Origin of the sequence: Kribbella qitaiheensis (assembly GCF_042657745.1) — a bacterium.
Classification (GTDB): domain Bacteria; phylum Actinomycetota; class Actinomycetes; order Propionibacteriales; family Kribbellaceae; genus Kribbella; species Kribbella qitaiheensis.
The window spans coordinates 62,782-78,261 of record NZ_JBHSKE010000021.1; the positions used below are offsets into that span (position 1 = coordinate 62,782).

Here is a 15,480-nt window from a genome sequence, read left to right on the forward strand (position 1 = left end):
TATACATAATCCAACACTACGTGGCTTGGCGAGGCAGGGACAGATCTTGGGCGGGTCGCGGTTCGGTGTGACCCAAGTCACAGTGCGACCGGGTCGAGGTCGGGGGTGCTCGTTCGACGCGTTGGCAAGATCACCGCACTGACGGGAAGGCAATCATGGACAAGGTCAGTTCCAAGGACGGCACCTCGATCGCGTACGACACCTTCGGCAGCGGTCCCGGGCTGATCCTGATCGCCGGCGCCTTCACCGACCGCTCGTACTACGTACCGCTGGCGACCGCGCTGTCCCCGGACTTCACCGTGGTCACCTACGACCGGCGTGGTCGCGGCGACAGCACGGACGTCGCGCCGTATGCGGTCGAACGGGAGATCGAGGATCTTCAGGCTCTCCGCGAAGCGACCGGCGCCGTCTACGCGTCAGCCGACTCGTCGGGCGTGATGGTGCTCTTCCGGGCGGTCGCGGCAGGCGTCCCCTTCGACAAGTTGGCCGTGATGGAGCCGCCGTTCCGCGTCGACGGTGCACCGCCGGCCCCGGACCGCTACCTCGAGCGCCTCCAGGAGTTCATCGCCACCGGCAATCCGGGCGGCGCCGCCGAACTCTTCATGGTCGAGGCGGTCGGGCAGCCCCAGGAAATGGTCGACGGTTTCAAAGGCACGCCTCTGTGGACCGCCCTCGAAGCGATGGCGCCCACCCTCGTCTACGACGCCCTTCAGATGGGCGACAGTTCACTCCCGACGGACCTGCTGCGCAAGATCTCCACCGAGACCCTCGCCATCCACAGCACTGGCAGCCCCGCGTGGATGCAATCCGCGGTAGCAACCACTGCCGCCGCCCTTCCCAACGCCCACTTGGCCGCCCTGGACGGCCAGTTCCACCAGGTCTCCCAGGACGTGCTGGTCGAAGCCTTCAAGGACTTCTTCAGGTCAGGAAGCTGACGAGACTGGGCTTCTGCGGGTGAGTATGTGTTTGAGTCTGGGGCCGGCCGGTTGAGCGCCGGTTCGGCGGCCGCGGGTCAGCGGTCGTCGTAGGCGTCGCGGGCGGCCAGTACCTCGGGGATGTGCTCCTCCGCCCACCGGCAGAGCGCGGTCAGCGGACCGTGCAGCGTGCGGCCCAGGTCGGTGAGCTCGTACTCGACCCGCGGCGGGATCTCGGGGTACGACTGCCGGGTGATCATCCCGTCGCGTTCGAGGTCGCGCAGGGTGTCGGTCAGTACTTTGGCGCTGATGCCTTCGAGCGCGGACCGGATGTCGCCGAAGCGCAGCGGCCCGTCCTCGAGCACGGTGATCACCATCGCGGTCCACTTGTTCGCGATCCTCGCGAGCGACGTCCGCGAGGGACAACTGCCGGACAGCACGTTCCAGTTCGCGCCCGGCGGCGGGGAGTAGATTTTCTGCTGCGACATCGCGCCCCGTCCATTAGTTACGTTGAGGTAATTGGTCACCAATAGTAAGGATTGGCTTCCAGAAGGAACAATCCCAGCGGTGGAGGACAAATGACAGCCCCGGTCGCAGTGGTGCAGCAGTACTTCGACGCGCTGATGGCCAAGGACTTCGCCAAGGTCGGCAGCTTCCTGGCGACGGACATCGTCTGGCACCAGCCGGGCGCCAACCAGTTCTCCGGCACCCGGGAGGGCGCCGACGCGGTGAACGCGATGATCGGCGGGATGATGGCGGCCAGCGCCGGCACCTTCGAGCTGGAACTGATCGCGCCGCCCATGCTCAACGGCGACCTGGTGGCCGCCGCGATCCGTTTCGGCGCCCGCCGCGACGAGGTCGAGATGACGATGGACGGTGTCGACCTGCTCCGCGTCGCCGACGGCCAGATCGTCGAGGTCTGGCTCTTCTCCGGCGACCAGAAGGCCGAAGACGACTTCTGGGGAGCCTGAGGCCGCTGCTTACGAGAGCCCGGCCACCCAGTTGCGCAACTGAGCGTCGTCGACCTGGTCGGCAAGCGTGACGCGGGCCAGCGCGCCGATCGAGTTCACCATCGCGATCGCTACCGAGGTCTCGTAGCTCGGCTCGCTGGGCAGCATCTCCGGGATGCCGCCGGTCATCGAATATCCGGCGGCACCTTTGACATCGATGCCGACCGGTACGGCGAACCGCCCGGCGGTCTTGTCGACCGTGTCCACGAAGGCATTCTCGTCGGCAGCATTCAGCAGCGAACCCTTCCAGTCGCTGGGTGGGATCGCGATCAGCAGTCCGATCACCGCAGGCTTCTTGCCACCGGCCGTCATCGGCAACAGGCGAGCGATCTCCGCCCTGATCCCGTCGGCAGGTCCTGTCACCACGACAACAGGTTTGCCCCGATACGACGCGGCGTCGAGGTAGCCGCCACCGACCGCCCGAATCCGGAAACCTCCGAGCGCGCCTTCTGACGTCTGCTCTGCGCCTGGCGATGGTGTCGCCTCGACGCCCGGTGGAAGGCTGGTGGAGAAGGTGTCGGCCTTGATCGGCGGGCCGAACGTCACCTCGGTCGGGACGGACGGACCGTCCACCAGCAGCAGGCCGGTCTGCTCGTCCAACACGATCTCCCGGGCATCCATGGGTTCCTCGGGTGCCGTTGGTTCCGGCACGACCTTGTCGCAGGCGTACCGCACCGCGCTCCTGCCGAAGAGCGTCTTCGTGCCCAGCCGGCGGGCGTTCGGGCAGGTCTTCCGGAACTCCTCCGTCCCCTCGGTGTAGAAGAAGGTCGGCCTGGGGAACTCGCTCTCGCTCGGGTGCTCCTGTCGCTGGTACTGCGGGTCTTCGTGAAGGTTGTAGGACAGCATCGTCGCCCCGTCCCACACCTGGAAGGACCCGGCGTCCGGCCCGGTGTACGCCGTCATCCGGTACCGGCGGTTGCCGTCAGCAATGATCTCCAGCGCCCCGACGTCGGACTCGGTGATCCCCTCGTAGCGGAGGCGGACGAGATCCGGCGCCACGCCCGGCGTACTCGTCACCGATGAGGACGTGGATCCGGGGTCGGCCGAGTCCGGCTCGCTGCTGCAGCCGCTGACCGCGATCACGGCGATCACGGCGATCGCGGCCATGGTGGCGAGCAGTGGCCGGCGAGGCGACTCCTGCGTGCACAGAGTCATCGCTGTGCCTCCCTCTGGGTGATGCTCCGCCGACGGGTCGGCGTACTGCCGATCCGTCAGCGCTCTCCCCGTGGGTGGCCCGTCCTCAAGGGGCCCTGTCGGGCAGTCGCCACCTCCCCAGCGACGACTGCCCGAACTAGCTGGTGCGCAACCCGCAGTACAGCCGGGTTCTCAACTCAGTCTGCGCGCCGAACGGCCGGGACGCACCACCCTGCGGGCTACTGGCTGGGGATGGCGTCGAGGGTGGCTAGTTGGGCGGGGGAGAGCTGAATGTCGGCGGCGGCCACGTTCTCGGTCAAGTGGGCGGGGTTGCCGGTGCCGGGGATGGCCAGGACGTGCGATCCCTGGGCGAGGGTCCACGCGATCCGGATCTGGGCCGGCGTCGCTGCGTGCTCGCGGGCGATGGCGAGCACCGGGTCGGACTCGGCGACGCCGCCGGCCTCACGACCGGTCGCGGTGACGGCGAAGAACGGCACGAACGCGATGCCCTGCTCGCCGCAGACCCGGAGGATCTCGTCGTTCACCCGCCCGAACCCCACGCCGTACCGGTTCTGGACCGCGACCACCGGCGCGATCTCCTGAGCCTGCGCGAGGTGCTGCAGCCGGACGTTCGACAGCCCGAGGTGCCGGATCATCCCCTGGTCGCCGAGCGCGGCCAATACTGCGAAGTGCTCGGCGATCGAGTCGAGCCCGTGCTGGCGCAGGTAGACCACATCGAGGGTGTCGAGCTTCAGTTGGCGGAGGTTCTCCTCGACGAGTCCGCGGAGTTGGTCGGGCCGGGCGAGGCCACCCTCGAGCGGCCCTACCTTCGTGGCGATCACCAGGTCGTCCGGGTACGGCGCGAGCGCCTCCTGGATCACCTTGTTGGCCGTATTCAGGCCGGTGAAGTGATTGCTCGGCCCGTCCGGATTCAGCGGGCTGAAGTGATTGCCCGGCCGATCCTGCCGGAATGACGGATAGAACGCGGCCGTGTCGATGTGATTGACGCCGAGCTCCACCGCCCGCCGGAGCAGTCCGACCATCCGCTCCTGGTCCGCTGCCGACACCCGGCCGGCTCCAGTGCCCTCCTCCCCGCCTCCGCTGCTGTGTCCGCTTCCGCTGCTGTTTCCGCTTCCGGCGAGGCGCTTGGCGCCGAAGCCGAGCCGGTTCACCGACAGGTCGCCGATCCTGCAGCTTCCGGCCGAAGCGGCGGACTTGCGCTCCGAATTGTTTGATGCTACGTTTGAGAGGAGATCTGTGTTCAAGTCTGTTCTATGCATTTGGTCAGGATAAGCCTGACCCCTGGATCCGGTCTAGGTATCCGAGCGATTTTCTGCGCATCAGCCGAATTGCTGGTGCGCTTCTTCATTTCTCAGGGCTTAGGTTGTGCGCGGCGAAGTACCTACTCGGCGTACGAAGTCGCGAAGCAGGAGATTGACCTTCACCGGGTCGCGCGCCTGCGGGAGGTGGCCCGCGCCTTCGATGACGACTAGATCGCCGCCGGTCAGTTCGGCGACCTTGCGGCCGCGCTCGGGTGATTGGCAGTGGTCCTCGGATCCCGTGATGACCAGCACGGGACAGGTCACCTGCCGGCAGATGTCAGCGGCGTCGTACTGCGTACTGGCTGGGGCATCCGCCTCGGCCAGCATCGCGTCCACGGTTGTTCCGCAGGCCCACGCGACGCAGTCCTCCAACTGCTTGCTCGAGTGCGGCTCGGGGAACATCTCGCCGAAGAAGAAGCGGGCGAACCCGGGCCAGTCGCGCCGCCAGTAGTGACGGTTCAGCTTGTGCCACCCTTCGTCGCTGTCCAGTACCGCGTCGAAGTCGTGGGCGACCTTGAAGGGATGCGGCGGCGAGAGGGCCAGGCCAGGGTTGATCGCGCACACTCCGAGCACCCGGCTCGGGGCCTCCGCAGCCATCATCACGGCATGGCCGGCACCCGTGCACAGGCCGACCAGAACGGCCTGTTCTACCTCGATCCTGTCGAGCACTGCCCAGGCGTCATCGAGGAACTGGCGAGTGGTGAACAGTTCGGGACTGCCTGGCGAATCGGACTTGCCGTTGCCCCTGGGATCGATCACGACGACGCGGTAGTGCCTGGCCAGGAAGGGCACCTGAGCCTTCCAGGCTTGCGACTGCACGATGAGGTCCGGCATCAGCAGGAACACTGTGGGATCCCCGTCGCCGTACGACTCGTAGTACACGCTGATGCCGTCGCGCTCGACGTACCCGGTAGTCGAAGGGGCGAGCGCGCGCATCAGAACAGCTCCGCCAGCATCGCGGCCGCACGCGCCGCGCCATCGGTCTCGACCGGGCGGTAGTCCACCTCGCGACGCACTTCCTTGGCGATTGCCTCGGCGAACGCGTCGGGATCCCGGGCTTCGGCGTACGTCAGGCAACGGCCGGCGCCGTACCGGTCGAGCCTGTGACGAACGTGGAGGTTCTGCTCGAAGTGGTTCTGAAGAGGGATGTAGAGGAACGGTCTGCGGTTCGCGGCGAGCTCCATACAGGTCGTGAGACCGCCTTGTACTACGGCGAGGTCGCACGCGGCCAGGTGTCGGTAGAGCTCGGGCAGATATCCGCGCACCTTCACACCACGGCGGCTGGGCAGAGACCTGGGGTCGATCCGGGGTCCGCAAACGACCAGGAAATGGAGCTGCGGGACCAACCGGCGAGCCCGCGGTACGGCGTCCAGGACGCGGTGCAGGAGTGATGCTCCGACGCCGGAGCCACCGACGGTCACGAGGCAGACGAGATCGTCCTCCCGATAGCCGAGCCGGGACCGCAGCTGTGCGCGCTCTTCCTCAGCAGAGGGTTCGAAGCCGGTGACGTAGCCGGCGAAGTCGAAGTTCTGCTCGGTCCAGTCGCGGATCTTCGGGAGGCCGGGGCCGAAGTCGTGGTCGACGATGTCGTCCGGGTTGCCGACGAAGATCGAGCGGTCGCGCAGCCGCCGGTATCTCTTGCGCTGCGCGAGCATCTCCGCGTTGTAGTCGGCGGCCAACCGCTCCTCGGGTTCGCCGCCCGCGGGCATCGGCAACCAGCCGACGAAGTCCGTCATCCAGGCGAACCCGAAGCGCTTCAGCTCGGGGTTCTCGTGCAGGAAGTAGTCGACGTCCCAGGCCTCGTCGGCGACCACTAGGTCGTAGTACCGGTCCTCGACGACGTCGTTGAAGACCATGAAGTTGTTGACCAGGATCTCGTCCATCCGCCGGATCGCCTGGAACGCGTGCAGGTCGTGCTCGCCGGACTCCTCCTCGACGTGCGCCGACTCGTTGGCCAGCCAGGCCGATGCCGGATGCACGTTCTCCCTGGCGTCCTCGAGCACCTTGGTCACCGGATGCTGGGTGAGCCAGTCGATCCGCAGGTCGGGGTGGTGCCGGCGCAGTTCCCGCGCGATCGCGAGGTCGCGGCGCGCATGCCCGAGCCCGATGGGGGAGGACAGGTAGAGCACGCTCCTGGGCCGCTGCTGAGCCCGCACCCACGTCTGCGTTCGCGCTGAGGACTGGATCACGATGACCTCCAGGACGGGCCGTCGTACCAGTATGCTCCCGCGCCGGCTTGCCCTCGACGGGCATCGTCACAGCCAGTACTCTCGAAAATCCGGCTGCACGGGAGGCATCCATGAACCAGCGTCTGCTGAACTCGTTGACAGACGCTGAGCGTCTGCTCGTCGCGGAGACCGAACGCGACGCCCTGAAGGGCCTCGACGAAGACGAACTCCTGGACCTGCACCAACGGATCCGGCGCGCCCGCACGAAGTACATGAAGAACTACCGCCGAGGTGCCAGCGCCGCCGTCGCGGCCCGGGGCGGCCGCGGCTTCTCGTACCCGAAGAACCAGCGAGACCGCGACAAGGCCGAACTCTTCGAACTCTCCCTGGCCCGCGTGAGCCGCGAAGTAGCCGCTGCCGCCAACCGAGCCGCCGCCGAACTCAAAGCCGAACGCCTCGAAGCGGCCCGCTCGACCTCCGCCGCACCCAAGGCCACCACCCGCCCACCGCGCAGCTCTGTGACCAAGACCAGCAGCCCACCGCGCGCCACCAAAACCACCGGCGGCCTGAAGAAAGACGCCTCCACCCGAGCCGCCAACACCCGCCGCCAAGCCAAACGCGACGCTTCCTGACTCCGACGCTTCCTGACCTGTGGCGCCCGGACCAGTGCCGGGGCCAGGGCATGCCCGGGTGCGAAGTTCGCTCCGCGCGACGACAGTTGGTGATGACACGTTCAGAGGTCGCGCCTGCGACGTCATGTGAGAGGCGGCTATTCCATGCGTTCAGATATCACTCCCGGCGGAGTCTTTCCCGACTACGCGCTGCCCGACCATACGGAGACCGTCCGGACGCTCAGTGAGCTCCAGGGGGACGATCCGATGATCCTCACGCTGGCGCGCGGGCACTTCTGCCCCAAGGAGCACCAGCAGCACCTCGACCTGGCGGCGATCCAGCCGAAGCTCGCGGTGGCGTACACGCAGATCGTCACGATCTCGACGGACGGGCACCACACGCTGCAGGAGTTCCGCGCGTCGGTCGGCGCCTTCTGGCCCTTCCTGTCCGATCCCGGCCGGACGGTCCAGAAGGACCTCGACATCCAGGAGTACACCGACCCCGACAACGACCCGATGATCCCGTACACCTTCGTCCTCAAGCCGGGCCTGGTCATCCACAGCATCTACAACGGCTACTGGTTCTGGGGCCGCCCCTCCATCGACGACCTCTGGCGAGACCTCCGCGCCGCCTCCGCCGAAGTCCGCCCCGACTGGGACCTGGGCACCCCCGGCCTCCGCGAAGCCTGGGCCGCCGGCGACCACTCCCACTTCCACGGCTGGGACGGCCGAGCCAAAGAGCCCACCGCTACGACCTGACCGTCGCCTCGGCTCTCGAGCGGACGATCCCGTCGCGCAGCCCGACCCGACTCCGGCGGCCGGTGCCGTGGCGGAGAGGGCGAGCGGCTCCACAGCTGTTGACGTGACGAGGTGGCGTACGCCGGGGCTAGGGGCCCCGGCGTACGCCACCTCCCGTCAGGAATCGACCTGCGACCAACGGACTACTTCACGGTGATGGTTGCGGTCATTTCCGGGTGGATGGAGCAGTGGTAGGCCACTGTGCCGGCGGCGCTGAAGGTATGTGTGAAGGTCTGCCCGTTCGACATCGGCGACGACGCGAACGAGTTGTCATCGGCGGTGACGGTGTGCTGCGTCGAGTCGTCGAACTTCCAGGTCACCGTGGTACCGACCGCGACGGTCAAGGTCTGGGGCGTGAACATGAAGTTGTTGATCTCCACCATCGACCCACCGGCGGGAGCGGCTGAGCCGCTCGACGACGCTTGCGTCGCAGGTGCCGACGAAGCCGATCCACCACTGTCCGAGTCGGGGCTGCAGCCGGTTGCCAGGACGAGTACCGCTAGCAACGCGACGAGGCCGACCAGCAGGCGGCGAGGTCGTAGCGAAGAGTCGCACAAGATTTGAGTTCGCTTCATGATTGCCTCTGTCAGCGGAGACGCCGGGACGCGGGCCGCCTGACCAACGGCTTCAGCAAATGGAAACCCGCAGGGCCTAGGCGCGCGCCATGCTTGACACAGCTATCAGGGACGCTACGCCGGAGGTATCCGGTTGCAAAGGTCCCAGCCGCCAGATCAGGGTGGCGGTCGTGGGTCTGGGTAGCACAGGTTTGTTGCGCCTAGATTGGCCAGGTGGAGGAACGCCGGGTTGAAGAGATCGGGCTGAACCGTGAGTTATGGGCGCTGGTCAACGAGCGCTTGACCGGTCCGGCGGCGGAAGCGCTGTGGTCGACGCCGGACATGGTGTGGGGCCTGTTCGCGGTACCGGAACTGAGGCTCGGCGTACTCGGAGATGTCGCTGGGCTCGATGTGCTCGAGTTGGCCTGCGGTACGGCGTACTTCTCGGCCTGGCTGGCCAGAGCCGGCGGTCGTCCGGTGGCCGTCGACCTGTCGGTCGAACAGTTGCTGACGGCCCGAGACCAACAGCGCCGGACGGGTATCGGCTTCCCGCTGCTGCAGGCGGATGCGGAGGAGGTGCCGCTCGGTAGCGGCTCCTTCGACCTCGTGGTCAGCGAGCACGGTACTGCGGCGTGGTGCGACCCGGAGCGCTGGATCTCCGAGGCGGCACGGGTGTTGCGGCCCGGTGGGCGACTCGTGTTCTTGACCAACAGTTTGTTGTCGGCGCTCTGTGTCCCTGACGACGAGGGTGTCGCCACGGACCGGCTCCAACGCGGCCAGCGCGCGGCGTATCACGTGCGGTGGTCGGGCGGAGGGGCCGAGTTCCACCCGTCCCACGGCGACTGGATCCGGCTCCTGCGCCAATTCGGTTTCGTCGTCGAGGCACTGCACGAGCTCTACGCACCGCCCGACGCGGCGGACCATCCCATCTACGAGATCGTCTCGGCTGAGTGGGCCTCGAGCTGGCCGGCTGAGGAACTGTGGGTGGCCCGGCGGGCGCAGGGTGAAGTGGTCCGCGGCGGATGAGGCTCCCGCCGGCGATTCCCAGGAGAATCGGGGACAGGAGGGGATCAGTGTGTGGTACGTCTTCATGTTCGCCGGGTTGGCGATCCTTCTCGTGGTCGTGGTGCTGATCCGGAACGCGCGCGTCAAGGCCGATGGCGGCGGCGTTTCCAGGGCCCCGACGGGCACCGCTGACGCGTCTCGCACCGCGTCGGGCAGTGCCGCGCGGCGGGAGCGGAAGCGGCGGCGAGCGCAGTCGCGATCCGACCGCCGCAAGCGACAGTGACTTGCTGCTAACCGAACGCTAGCGCGCCGGCACGGCAGTCAGACGCGGCGTGCTTGCGTTTGCGCCGCGACTTCGGCGGCGATCTCGATGGCTCGTGTGGTGAGTGGGGACTGCGTACGCCCGGCTCGCCAGAGGAGGTAGATCTCGCGTCGTGGTGGCGCGGGCAGCAGCTCGTGAATGGACAAACCCTGATCGGCTTCTGCGCTGTTCAGGACGAGCCTTGGGAGTACGGCGGAGCCCAGTCCGGATCGGACCATCGCCAGCACGGCTTCGTTACCGGCGGCGCGGAACACGATCCGGGGTTGGACGTCGTTGCCGGCAAACATCTGCTCCACGCGGGGCTGGTCGCAGGTGGGCGGCCACGCCACCATGGGTGCGCCGTGAAGACTGGCGAGCTGGACCGGACCTTCCGGAAAGGCGCCGCGCGGGGCTACCAGGACGTACGGGTCGTCTAGCAGTTTGAGGTGTTCGATGTCGCCGTCAACGCGGCTGTCGAAGAACATCAGGTCCACCTGGTCGACCGGTGGGGGATCGGATTCATCCTCGAACAGCCGGATGTCGCAGCCGGGGTGCTCCTCGCGCAACTGGCGGACGACAAGGGGTAGGAGCACGTTGGAGACGCTTTGGAAGGTGCCGATATCGATGCGTCCCTCGCCGGCTCTGAACCGGTCGAGTGCGGCGGTCATGACCTCGCGCCTCTCCAGGAGGTCTCGACCGTGGGAGAGCACGACTGTGCCGAGCGGGGTGATCCGTACCGGCTTCGGTCCGCCGGGCCGGTCGAACACCGCACCGCCCACGACTTTCTCGAGCGCGGCGATGTGCTGGCTCACCGTCGATTGGGTGTACCCGAGCCGGGTGGCCGCCCGGCCGAATGAGCCCTCGTCGGCGACGGCAGCCATGGTGGCCACATGTCGCAGCTCAACCTCGGACATAGACTGAGGATAACCAAGTAGATCGTGGTTCGCGATGGATCCGATCGAGAACTATCGCTTTTCACCATGTACCGGCGAGCCTACTGTCGTGCCATGACCGCGGATCCCCAGAACCTGCCGTTCGACTATGACGCCGAGCTACGTCGCTATCACCAGCGGCTGCTGACGGCCATGGATGTCGGACCTGACGACAACGTCCTCGACATCGGCTGCGGTACCGGGCTCACTACCCGGGAGGCCGCCAGACGCGCTGTGTCCGGGAGTGCGGTCGGCGTCGACATCTCCGCCGGGATGGTGGCGACCGCCCGCCGGCTCAGCGAACAAGATGGCCTGCGCAACGTTCACTTCGAGCAGGCTGATGCCCAAGTCCATCCCTTTCCAGCGGAACGTTTCTCCCTGGGTATCAGCCGGTTCGGCACGATGTTCTTCACCGACCCAGACGCCGCGTTCACCAACATCGCCCGCGCGCTGCGTCCGGGGGCGCGGCTGGTGCAGTTGGTGTGGCAGGACAGCAGGCACCAGGAGTGGGCCACCGTGATCCGTCATGCCCTGGGCGACGGACGCACACCGCCCGTTCCCGCCGTTGGCAACGCGTTCTCCCTCGCCAACCCGGCAGACGCAGAACGCCTCCTGACCGCCGCCGGCTTCATCGACATACAAGTCACGGACGTCCGCGAGCCCGTCTACTACGGCTCGGACGCCGAAGCCGCCTTCAACGCCATCCGCAGCCTGGGGATGACACAAGACCTCCGAACTGACGTGGACCCAGCCCAAACCGAACACGCCCACCAGCGGCTGCTCGACACCCTCGCGGCTCACCACACCGCAGACGGCGTCTGGTTCGACTCACGCGCCTGGGTCATCACCGCCCAACGACGCTGACGCGGTCCGGTCCGAGTCCGCGAGCGCTCGGTGGTGGCCTCCCCACCTGGGCGGTCCGAAGTCACACTGAGGCCATGGACGGGGGATCCTGGCTCGAGTCGGCGCGCGTCAGGCCGGCCCGGGATTGGGCAAGGGAGTCTCACTGGCGCGAAGCGCCGGGCCGAGCGCGACGCTGAGTGGCGACCGATCCTTCCGCCGGCGCCCCGGCGCCGTCGTACCTACCCGGCAGGTGGAACATGTCCAACGAAAACGAAATCCGTCCCTTCCGGCTCGACACGCCGGAAGAAGCGCTCGCCGACCTGCATCGCCGGATCGCGGCCACGCGCTGGCCCACCCGAGAACTGGTCGCCGATCGCTCCCAGGGCGTGCAACTGGCGACCGTTCAGGAGCTGGCCCGCTACTGGACGACCGATCACGACTGGCGCGCGTTCGAGGCGAGGCTGAACGCCCTACCGCAGTACACGACTGAGATCGATGGCGTCGAGATCCACTTCATCCACGTGAGGTCGAAGCACGAGAACGCCCTGCCGCTGATCATGACGCACGGCTGGCCGGGCTCGGTCGTCGAGCTGCTCGGGGCCGTCGGCCCGCTCACGGACCCAACCGCTCACGGCGGCAACGCCGAGGACGCCTTCCACCTGGTGCTGCCGTCCTTGCCTGGCTACGGCTTCTCCGGCGAGCCGACCGAGCTCGGCTGGGAGTCCGGCCGCATGGCACAGGCGTGGGCGCAGCTGATGGACCGTCTCGGCTACACGCGCTACGTCGCCCAGGGCGGCGACGTGGGCGCCGCCGTCACGGACGCGATGGGCCGCCAAGGACCCGAGGGGCTGGTCGGCATCCACGTCAACTTGCTCGCGACGGCGTTGGGCATTGTCGATCAACTGCCGCGGGAGTCCGAGCAGGAACGCGCGGCGCACGCCGCACTCGCGACGTTCACGACGGACGGCTTCGCCTACTTCCTGGAGCAGTCCACCCGGCCGCAGACGATCGGCTACTCCCTGCTGGATTCACCCGTCGGGCTGGCGGCCTGGATGCTCGACCACGACACGGACAGCTACTACAAGATGTCCCAGGCGTTCGTCGACAAGCAGCCGACGGGCGGCCTTACCCGGGACAACATCGTCGACAACATCACGCTGTACTGGCTGACGGGGACCGGCGCCTCGGCCGCCCGGTGGTACTGGGAGTTCGGACGGTTCCTAGCTGCAGCCGGTGCGGCTGGCCAGGCTCCTCCGCCGGTCTCGGTTCCGGTCGGCTTCACGACATTCCCCGGCGAACTCTGGGCCGCCCCGCGCAGCTGGGTAGAGACGGTCTACCCCGGCCTCGCCTACTTCAACGAGGTCGACAGCGGCGGCCACTTCGCCGCCTGGGAGGATCCCGACCTATTCGCGACCGAGATCCGAGCCGCCTTCCGACCACTACAGAACTCCTGAGCCCCCGTAAATCCCACACCAGCACCAGGGCACATCCCCCAGGGGTTATGTGCCCTGGTCGTTTCCGGCGCCCCCGGCAGGCTTCGAACCTGCGACCAGCGGATCAGAAGGTGAACGGACGTCGTCGACCTCTCTAGCCGGCCAGGTCCGAGGCGATGCCGGTTCTGTCCCGGTCGGGCCGCCTTCGTCATCGCATCAGTTCGGCGGCTATGAGGTCTTTTCCTACGGCCCAGCAACTTGCGTTTTGATTGCAGTTGACACCGCGCAGGTCGGTTTGGTCGAACCGCTGCCAGGTACGCCCACCGTCGGTGGTGACGTCGCTGCCGGTGAAGCCAACAGCCACGGCGGTGTCACTGTTGTTCGTCGGTACTGAGGCCATGTTGGTGCGGAAGCCGGCCGCTGTTCCCACTTGTGACCAGGTCGTGCCCCCGTCGGCGGTCGCAGCAACCACGCTCGGGCTGTTGGTGAAAGGGTCACCACCCCCAAGGGCCAGGCCGTGCTGGGTGTCCCAGAAGGCCAGTGAGGCGATGCCGAAATCTGGGACACCGGGTATCGGGGTGGTGACCGCCCACCAAGTGTGACCACGATCGCGCGTGTGGAACACACGCGAATTAGGCCCGTCTACCCGGGTGCCGAACCAGGCGTCCTGAGGACCTTTGGTGACCAGACAGGTCCCGGTCGCTCTGGCAGTTTCTTTGCGCAGTGCGTCAGGCATTCCATTGCTGGGCGCAACTTGCCAGGTCTGGCCACCGTCGCCGGTGGTCAGGATGCGGAATTTGCCGTCGACAGGGTCGCTGAGGGCGATACCGTGGTCCCGGTCAAAGAACGCGATGCCGTCGTAGAACGCCTTTGGCTCCTGGCTTTCGAACACCAGATTCCAGGTGGCACCCCTGTCAGCGGTCCGATAGATCTTCGAGTCCTTGCCATCACCGACTGCCAGCGCGAGGGCATGGTTACGGTCGAGCGCCTCGATGTCATGAAAGGCCGAACGCTCCCCGCCGGGAGGGGTGACGTTCTGCCATGACTGGCCGCCGTCTTTCGTCCGGACCACGATTCCAGGACCGGGAGATTCTCCAGGGCCTTGGAAGCTACCGGAGGCCCACACAACCTCGCGGTCGACGACGTCGATCCCGATCAAGCTCGGTGTGACGGTTTGCATGAAACGCCAGGACGATGACATGGCTACTCCGAAATGATTAGACGGTGAGAGTCGTCGGCGGGATGTTGAATATTGCTTGACTCCGGAATGAACTGGCTGGCCGTCGAATCGTGAACAGCCGGAACGCGGGGCCGTGTGGTCAGCCTTCGACGGCGCCGGTGTAGTTGCCGCTGAGGTGGGCGCCCGCGAAGTGGCGGATCAGGCCTCCACCGCCGCACCCGAAGGGCCGCTGCTGCTGGCCCCTGATCTCGGCGCTGAAGTCGACGGTCTGCGCTGCGGCCGGGCGAGCCATAAATAAACTGACGGCCGACGAAACAAGTATCGCGAAGCAGGCCGCATTGCGGAGCCAAGGAAATTCGATCGAACCGGGATGCATGTTGCGCTCGCACTGTTTGATTACGGAAACCCACCCACTCATGACGCTCCCCCCTGCGTGCGGACAAAAAGTTGCCCGTTAGTTTGAGCGTGCGCGGCCGACTAGAGATCCGTCAATAGCACGCTTCCGAGATCTATTGCGAGCCAGGACAAGCTTGGTGCTGCTGTGACGCCTTTACCTGTGCTAATTGATTAATTCAATAATCCGTTTGGGTGTCTGCGATGTGCACCGGCCGACCAGGCGACGTCGCGAGCCGTTCTCGAGCTGGGCGACCTCTGGCGGCTATAAACTCCTGGCCGTGACCCTCCAAGACGACCAGGGGCGCCCGGAGCCTCCGCTCGCATCCGGCGAGGCCGAGACACTCGTCGGCTTCCTGGAGTACCAGCGCGCGACGTTCGCCTGGAAGTGCTCCGGCCTGGACGTGGCCGGTCTGAACGCGACCGTGGGCGCCTCGACGATGACGCTGGGTGGGATGCTCAAGCACCTGGCCTACTACGAGGACCACTGGTTCTCCCACCGCATGCGGGGGAACAAGCGCCAGGCGATGTGGAACGACGACTACTGGGACGCCGACCCTGACTGGGAGTGGAACTCGGCCGCCCAGGATTCCCCCGAGGACCTGCACGCCCTCTGGCACGAGGCGGTGTCCCGCTCTCGCGATCTGCTCTCCGAGACCCTGGTGGATGGCGGCTTGGACCAGCCGGCACGGCGCAGCTTTCCGGATGGTCGCATGCCCAGCGTGCGGTGGATCGTGGTTCACATGATCGAGGAGTACGCCCGGCACAACGGGCACGCCGACCTCATCCGGGAGTCAGTGGACGGCCTCGTCGGCGAGTGACGGGCAAGCGGTTGAGGCACAACCGTTGGCGACGTGCTGCGGTGCCACATTCCGCCGCCCC

The 15,480-nt window shown here is 66.9% G+C and carries 17 protein-coding genes; 8 read left to right on the forward strand and 9 right to left on the reverse strand.

All coding sequences use genetic code 11. From position 1 onward, the window contains the following. Positions 1-155: 155 nt before the first annotated feature. Positions 156-935 (forward strand): alpha/beta fold hydrolase, encoded by a 780-nt coding sequence (locus tag ACFPJ1_RS17280; protein ID WP_380104982.1) that lies wholly within the window; start codon positions 156-158, stop codon positions 933-935. A 77-nt stretch (positions 936-1,012) separates the two neighbouring features. Here ACFPJ1_RS17280 and ACFPJ1_RS17285 read toward each other — a convergent pair whose 3' ends face one another. Beyond that, complete coding sequence (locus tag ACFPJ1_RS17285) at positions 1,013-1,402, reverse strand: winged helix-turn-helix transcriptional regulator (protein WP_380104983.1); 390 nt, start codon at positions 1,400-1,402, stop codon at positions 1,013-1,015. Between the two features lie 90 nt (positions 1,403-1,492). On the opposite strand from ACFPJ1_RS17285, the gene ACFPJ1_RS17290 reads away from it, so the two are divergent. Further along, positions 1,493-1,885: a nuclear transport factor 2 family protein gene (locus ACFPJ1_RS17290; protein WP_380104985.1), complete on the forward strand. Its 393-nt coding sequence runs from the start codon at positions 1,493-1,495 to the stop codon at positions 1,883-1,885. Between the two features lie 9 nt (positions 1,886-1,894). Here the strand turns inward: ACFPJ1_RS17290 and ACFPJ1_RS17295 are convergent, their stop codons facing one another. The 4 genes from ACFPJ1_RS17295 to ACFPJ1_RS17310 form a co-directional block, all read right to left on the reverse strand. Continuing rightward, positions 1,895-3,079: a hypothetical protein gene (locus tag ACFPJ1_RS17295; RefSeq protein WP_380104986.1), complete on the reverse strand. Its 1,185-nt coding sequence runs from the start codon at positions 3,077-3,079 to the stop codon at positions 1,895-1,897. Positions 3,080-3,297: 218 nt separating this feature from the next. Continuing rightward, positions 3,298-4,338 carry an aldo/keto reductase gene (locus ACFPJ1_RS17300; RefSeq protein ID WP_380104987.1) on the reverse strand — a complete coding sequence of 347 codons (1,041 nt, stop codon included), beginning with the start codon at positions 4,336-4,338 and terminating at the stop codon, positions 3,298-3,300. Between the two features lie 99 nt (positions 4,339-4,437). Then, positions 4,438-5,316, reverse strand: a complete 879-nt coding sequence (locus ACFPJ1_RS17305; protein WP_380104989.1) for an alpha/beta fold hydrolase — start codon at positions 5,314-5,316, stop codon at positions 4,438-4,440. Then, positions 5,316-6,569, reverse strand: coding sequence for a glycosyltransferase (locus ACFPJ1_RS17310; protein WP_380104992.1), 1,254 nt, complete (start codon positions 6,567-6,569; stop codon positions 5,316-5,318). Before ACFPJ1_RS17310 ends, ACFPJ1_RS17305 begins: the two co-directional genes overlap by 1 nt. A gap of 110 nt (positions 6,570-6,679) precedes the next feature. Between ACFPJ1_RS17310 and ACFPJ1_RS17315 the strand changes: the two genes are divergently transcribed. Together ACFPJ1_RS17315 and ACFPJ1_RS17320 are read left to right on the forward strand one after the other, a co-directional pair. After that, on the forward strand, positions 6,680-7,180 hold the full coding sequence (locus ACFPJ1_RS17315) for a hypothetical protein (RefSeq protein WP_380104994.1): 501 nt from the start codon (positions 6,680-6,682) through the stop codon (positions 7,178-7,180). A gap of 144 nt (positions 7,181-7,324) precedes the next feature. Next, the gene (locus ACFPJ1_RS17320; RefSeq protein ID WP_380104995.1) at positions 7,325-7,918 is read left to right on the forward strand and encodes a redoxin domain-containing protein; all 594 of its coding nucleotides are present in this window, start codon (positions 7,325-7,327) and stop codon (positions 7,916-7,918) included. Between the two features lie 182 nt (positions 7,919-8,100). Here the strand turns inward: ACFPJ1_RS17320 and ACFPJ1_RS17325 are convergent, their stop codons facing one another. Beyond that, a complete protein-coding gene (locus ACFPJ1_RS17325) occupies positions 8,101-8,532 on the reverse strand; it encodes a cupredoxin domain-containing protein (protein WP_380104997.1) in 432 nt (143 codons plus the stop codon). A gap of 213 nt (positions 8,533-8,745) precedes the next feature. Here ACFPJ1_RS17325 and ACFPJ1_RS17330 point away from each other — a divergent pair, with 213 nt between their 5' ends. Continuing rightward, positions 8,746-9,537: a class I SAM-dependent methyltransferase gene (locus tag ACFPJ1_RS17330; RefSeq protein WP_380104999.1), complete on the forward strand. Its 792-nt coding sequence runs from the start codon at positions 8,746-8,748 to the stop codon at positions 9,535-9,537. Between the two features lie 300 nt (positions 9,538-9,837). On the opposite strand, the gene ACFPJ1_RS17335 is transcribed toward ACFPJ1_RS17330, so the two are convergent. Continuing rightward, positions 9,838-10,731 carry a LysR family transcriptional regulator gene (locus ACFPJ1_RS17335; RefSeq protein WP_380105001.1) on the reverse strand — a complete coding sequence of 298 codons (894 nt, stop codon included), beginning with the start codon at positions 10,729-10,731 and terminating at the stop codon, positions 9,838-9,840. A gap of 93 nt (positions 10,732-10,824) precedes the next feature. On the opposite strand from ACFPJ1_RS17335, the gene ACFPJ1_RS17340 reads away from it, so the two are divergent. Together ACFPJ1_RS17340 and ACFPJ1_RS17345 are read left to right on the forward strand one after the other, a co-directional pair. Continuing rightward, on the forward strand, positions 10,825-11,613 hold the full coding sequence (locus ACFPJ1_RS17340) for a class I SAM-dependent methyltransferase (RefSeq protein WP_380105003.1): 789 nt from the start codon (positions 10,825-10,827) through the stop codon (positions 11,611-11,613). A 236-nt stretch (positions 11,614-11,849) separates the two neighbouring features. Next, entirely contained in the window at positions 11,850-13,046 is a 1,197-nt protein-coding gene (locus ACFPJ1_RS17345; protein WP_380105004.1) for an epoxide hydrolase family protein, read from the forward strand. A 187-nt stretch (positions 13,047-13,233) separates the two neighbouring features. Here the strand turns inward: ACFPJ1_RS17345 and ACFPJ1_RS17350 are convergent, their stop codons facing one another. Both ACFPJ1_RS17350 and ACFPJ1_RS17355 read right to left on the reverse strand, forming a co-directional pair. Beyond that, a complete protein-coding gene (locus ACFPJ1_RS17350) occupies positions 13,234-14,226 on the reverse strand; it encodes a WD40/YVTN/BNR-like repeat-containing protein (protein ID WP_380105006.1) in 993 nt (330 codons plus the stop codon). Between the two features lie 118 nt (positions 14,227-14,344). Further along, positions 14,345-14,497 carry a hypothetical protein gene (locus ACFPJ1_RS17355; RefSeq protein WP_380105007.1) on the reverse strand — a complete coding sequence of 51 codons (153 nt, stop codon included), beginning with the start codon at positions 14,495-14,497 and terminating at the stop codon, positions 14,345-14,347. A 382-nt stretch (positions 14,498-14,879) separates the two neighbouring features. Here ACFPJ1_RS17355 and ACFPJ1_RS17360 point away from each other — a divergent pair, with 382 nt between their 5' ends. After that, positions 14,880-15,419 carry a DinB family protein gene (locus ACFPJ1_RS17360; protein ID WP_380105010.1) on the forward strand — a complete coding sequence of 180 codons (540 nt, stop codon included), beginning with the start codon at positions 14,880-14,882 and terminating at the stop codon, positions 15,417-15,419. The last annotated feature ends 61 nt before the right edge of the window (positions 15,420-15,480 follow it).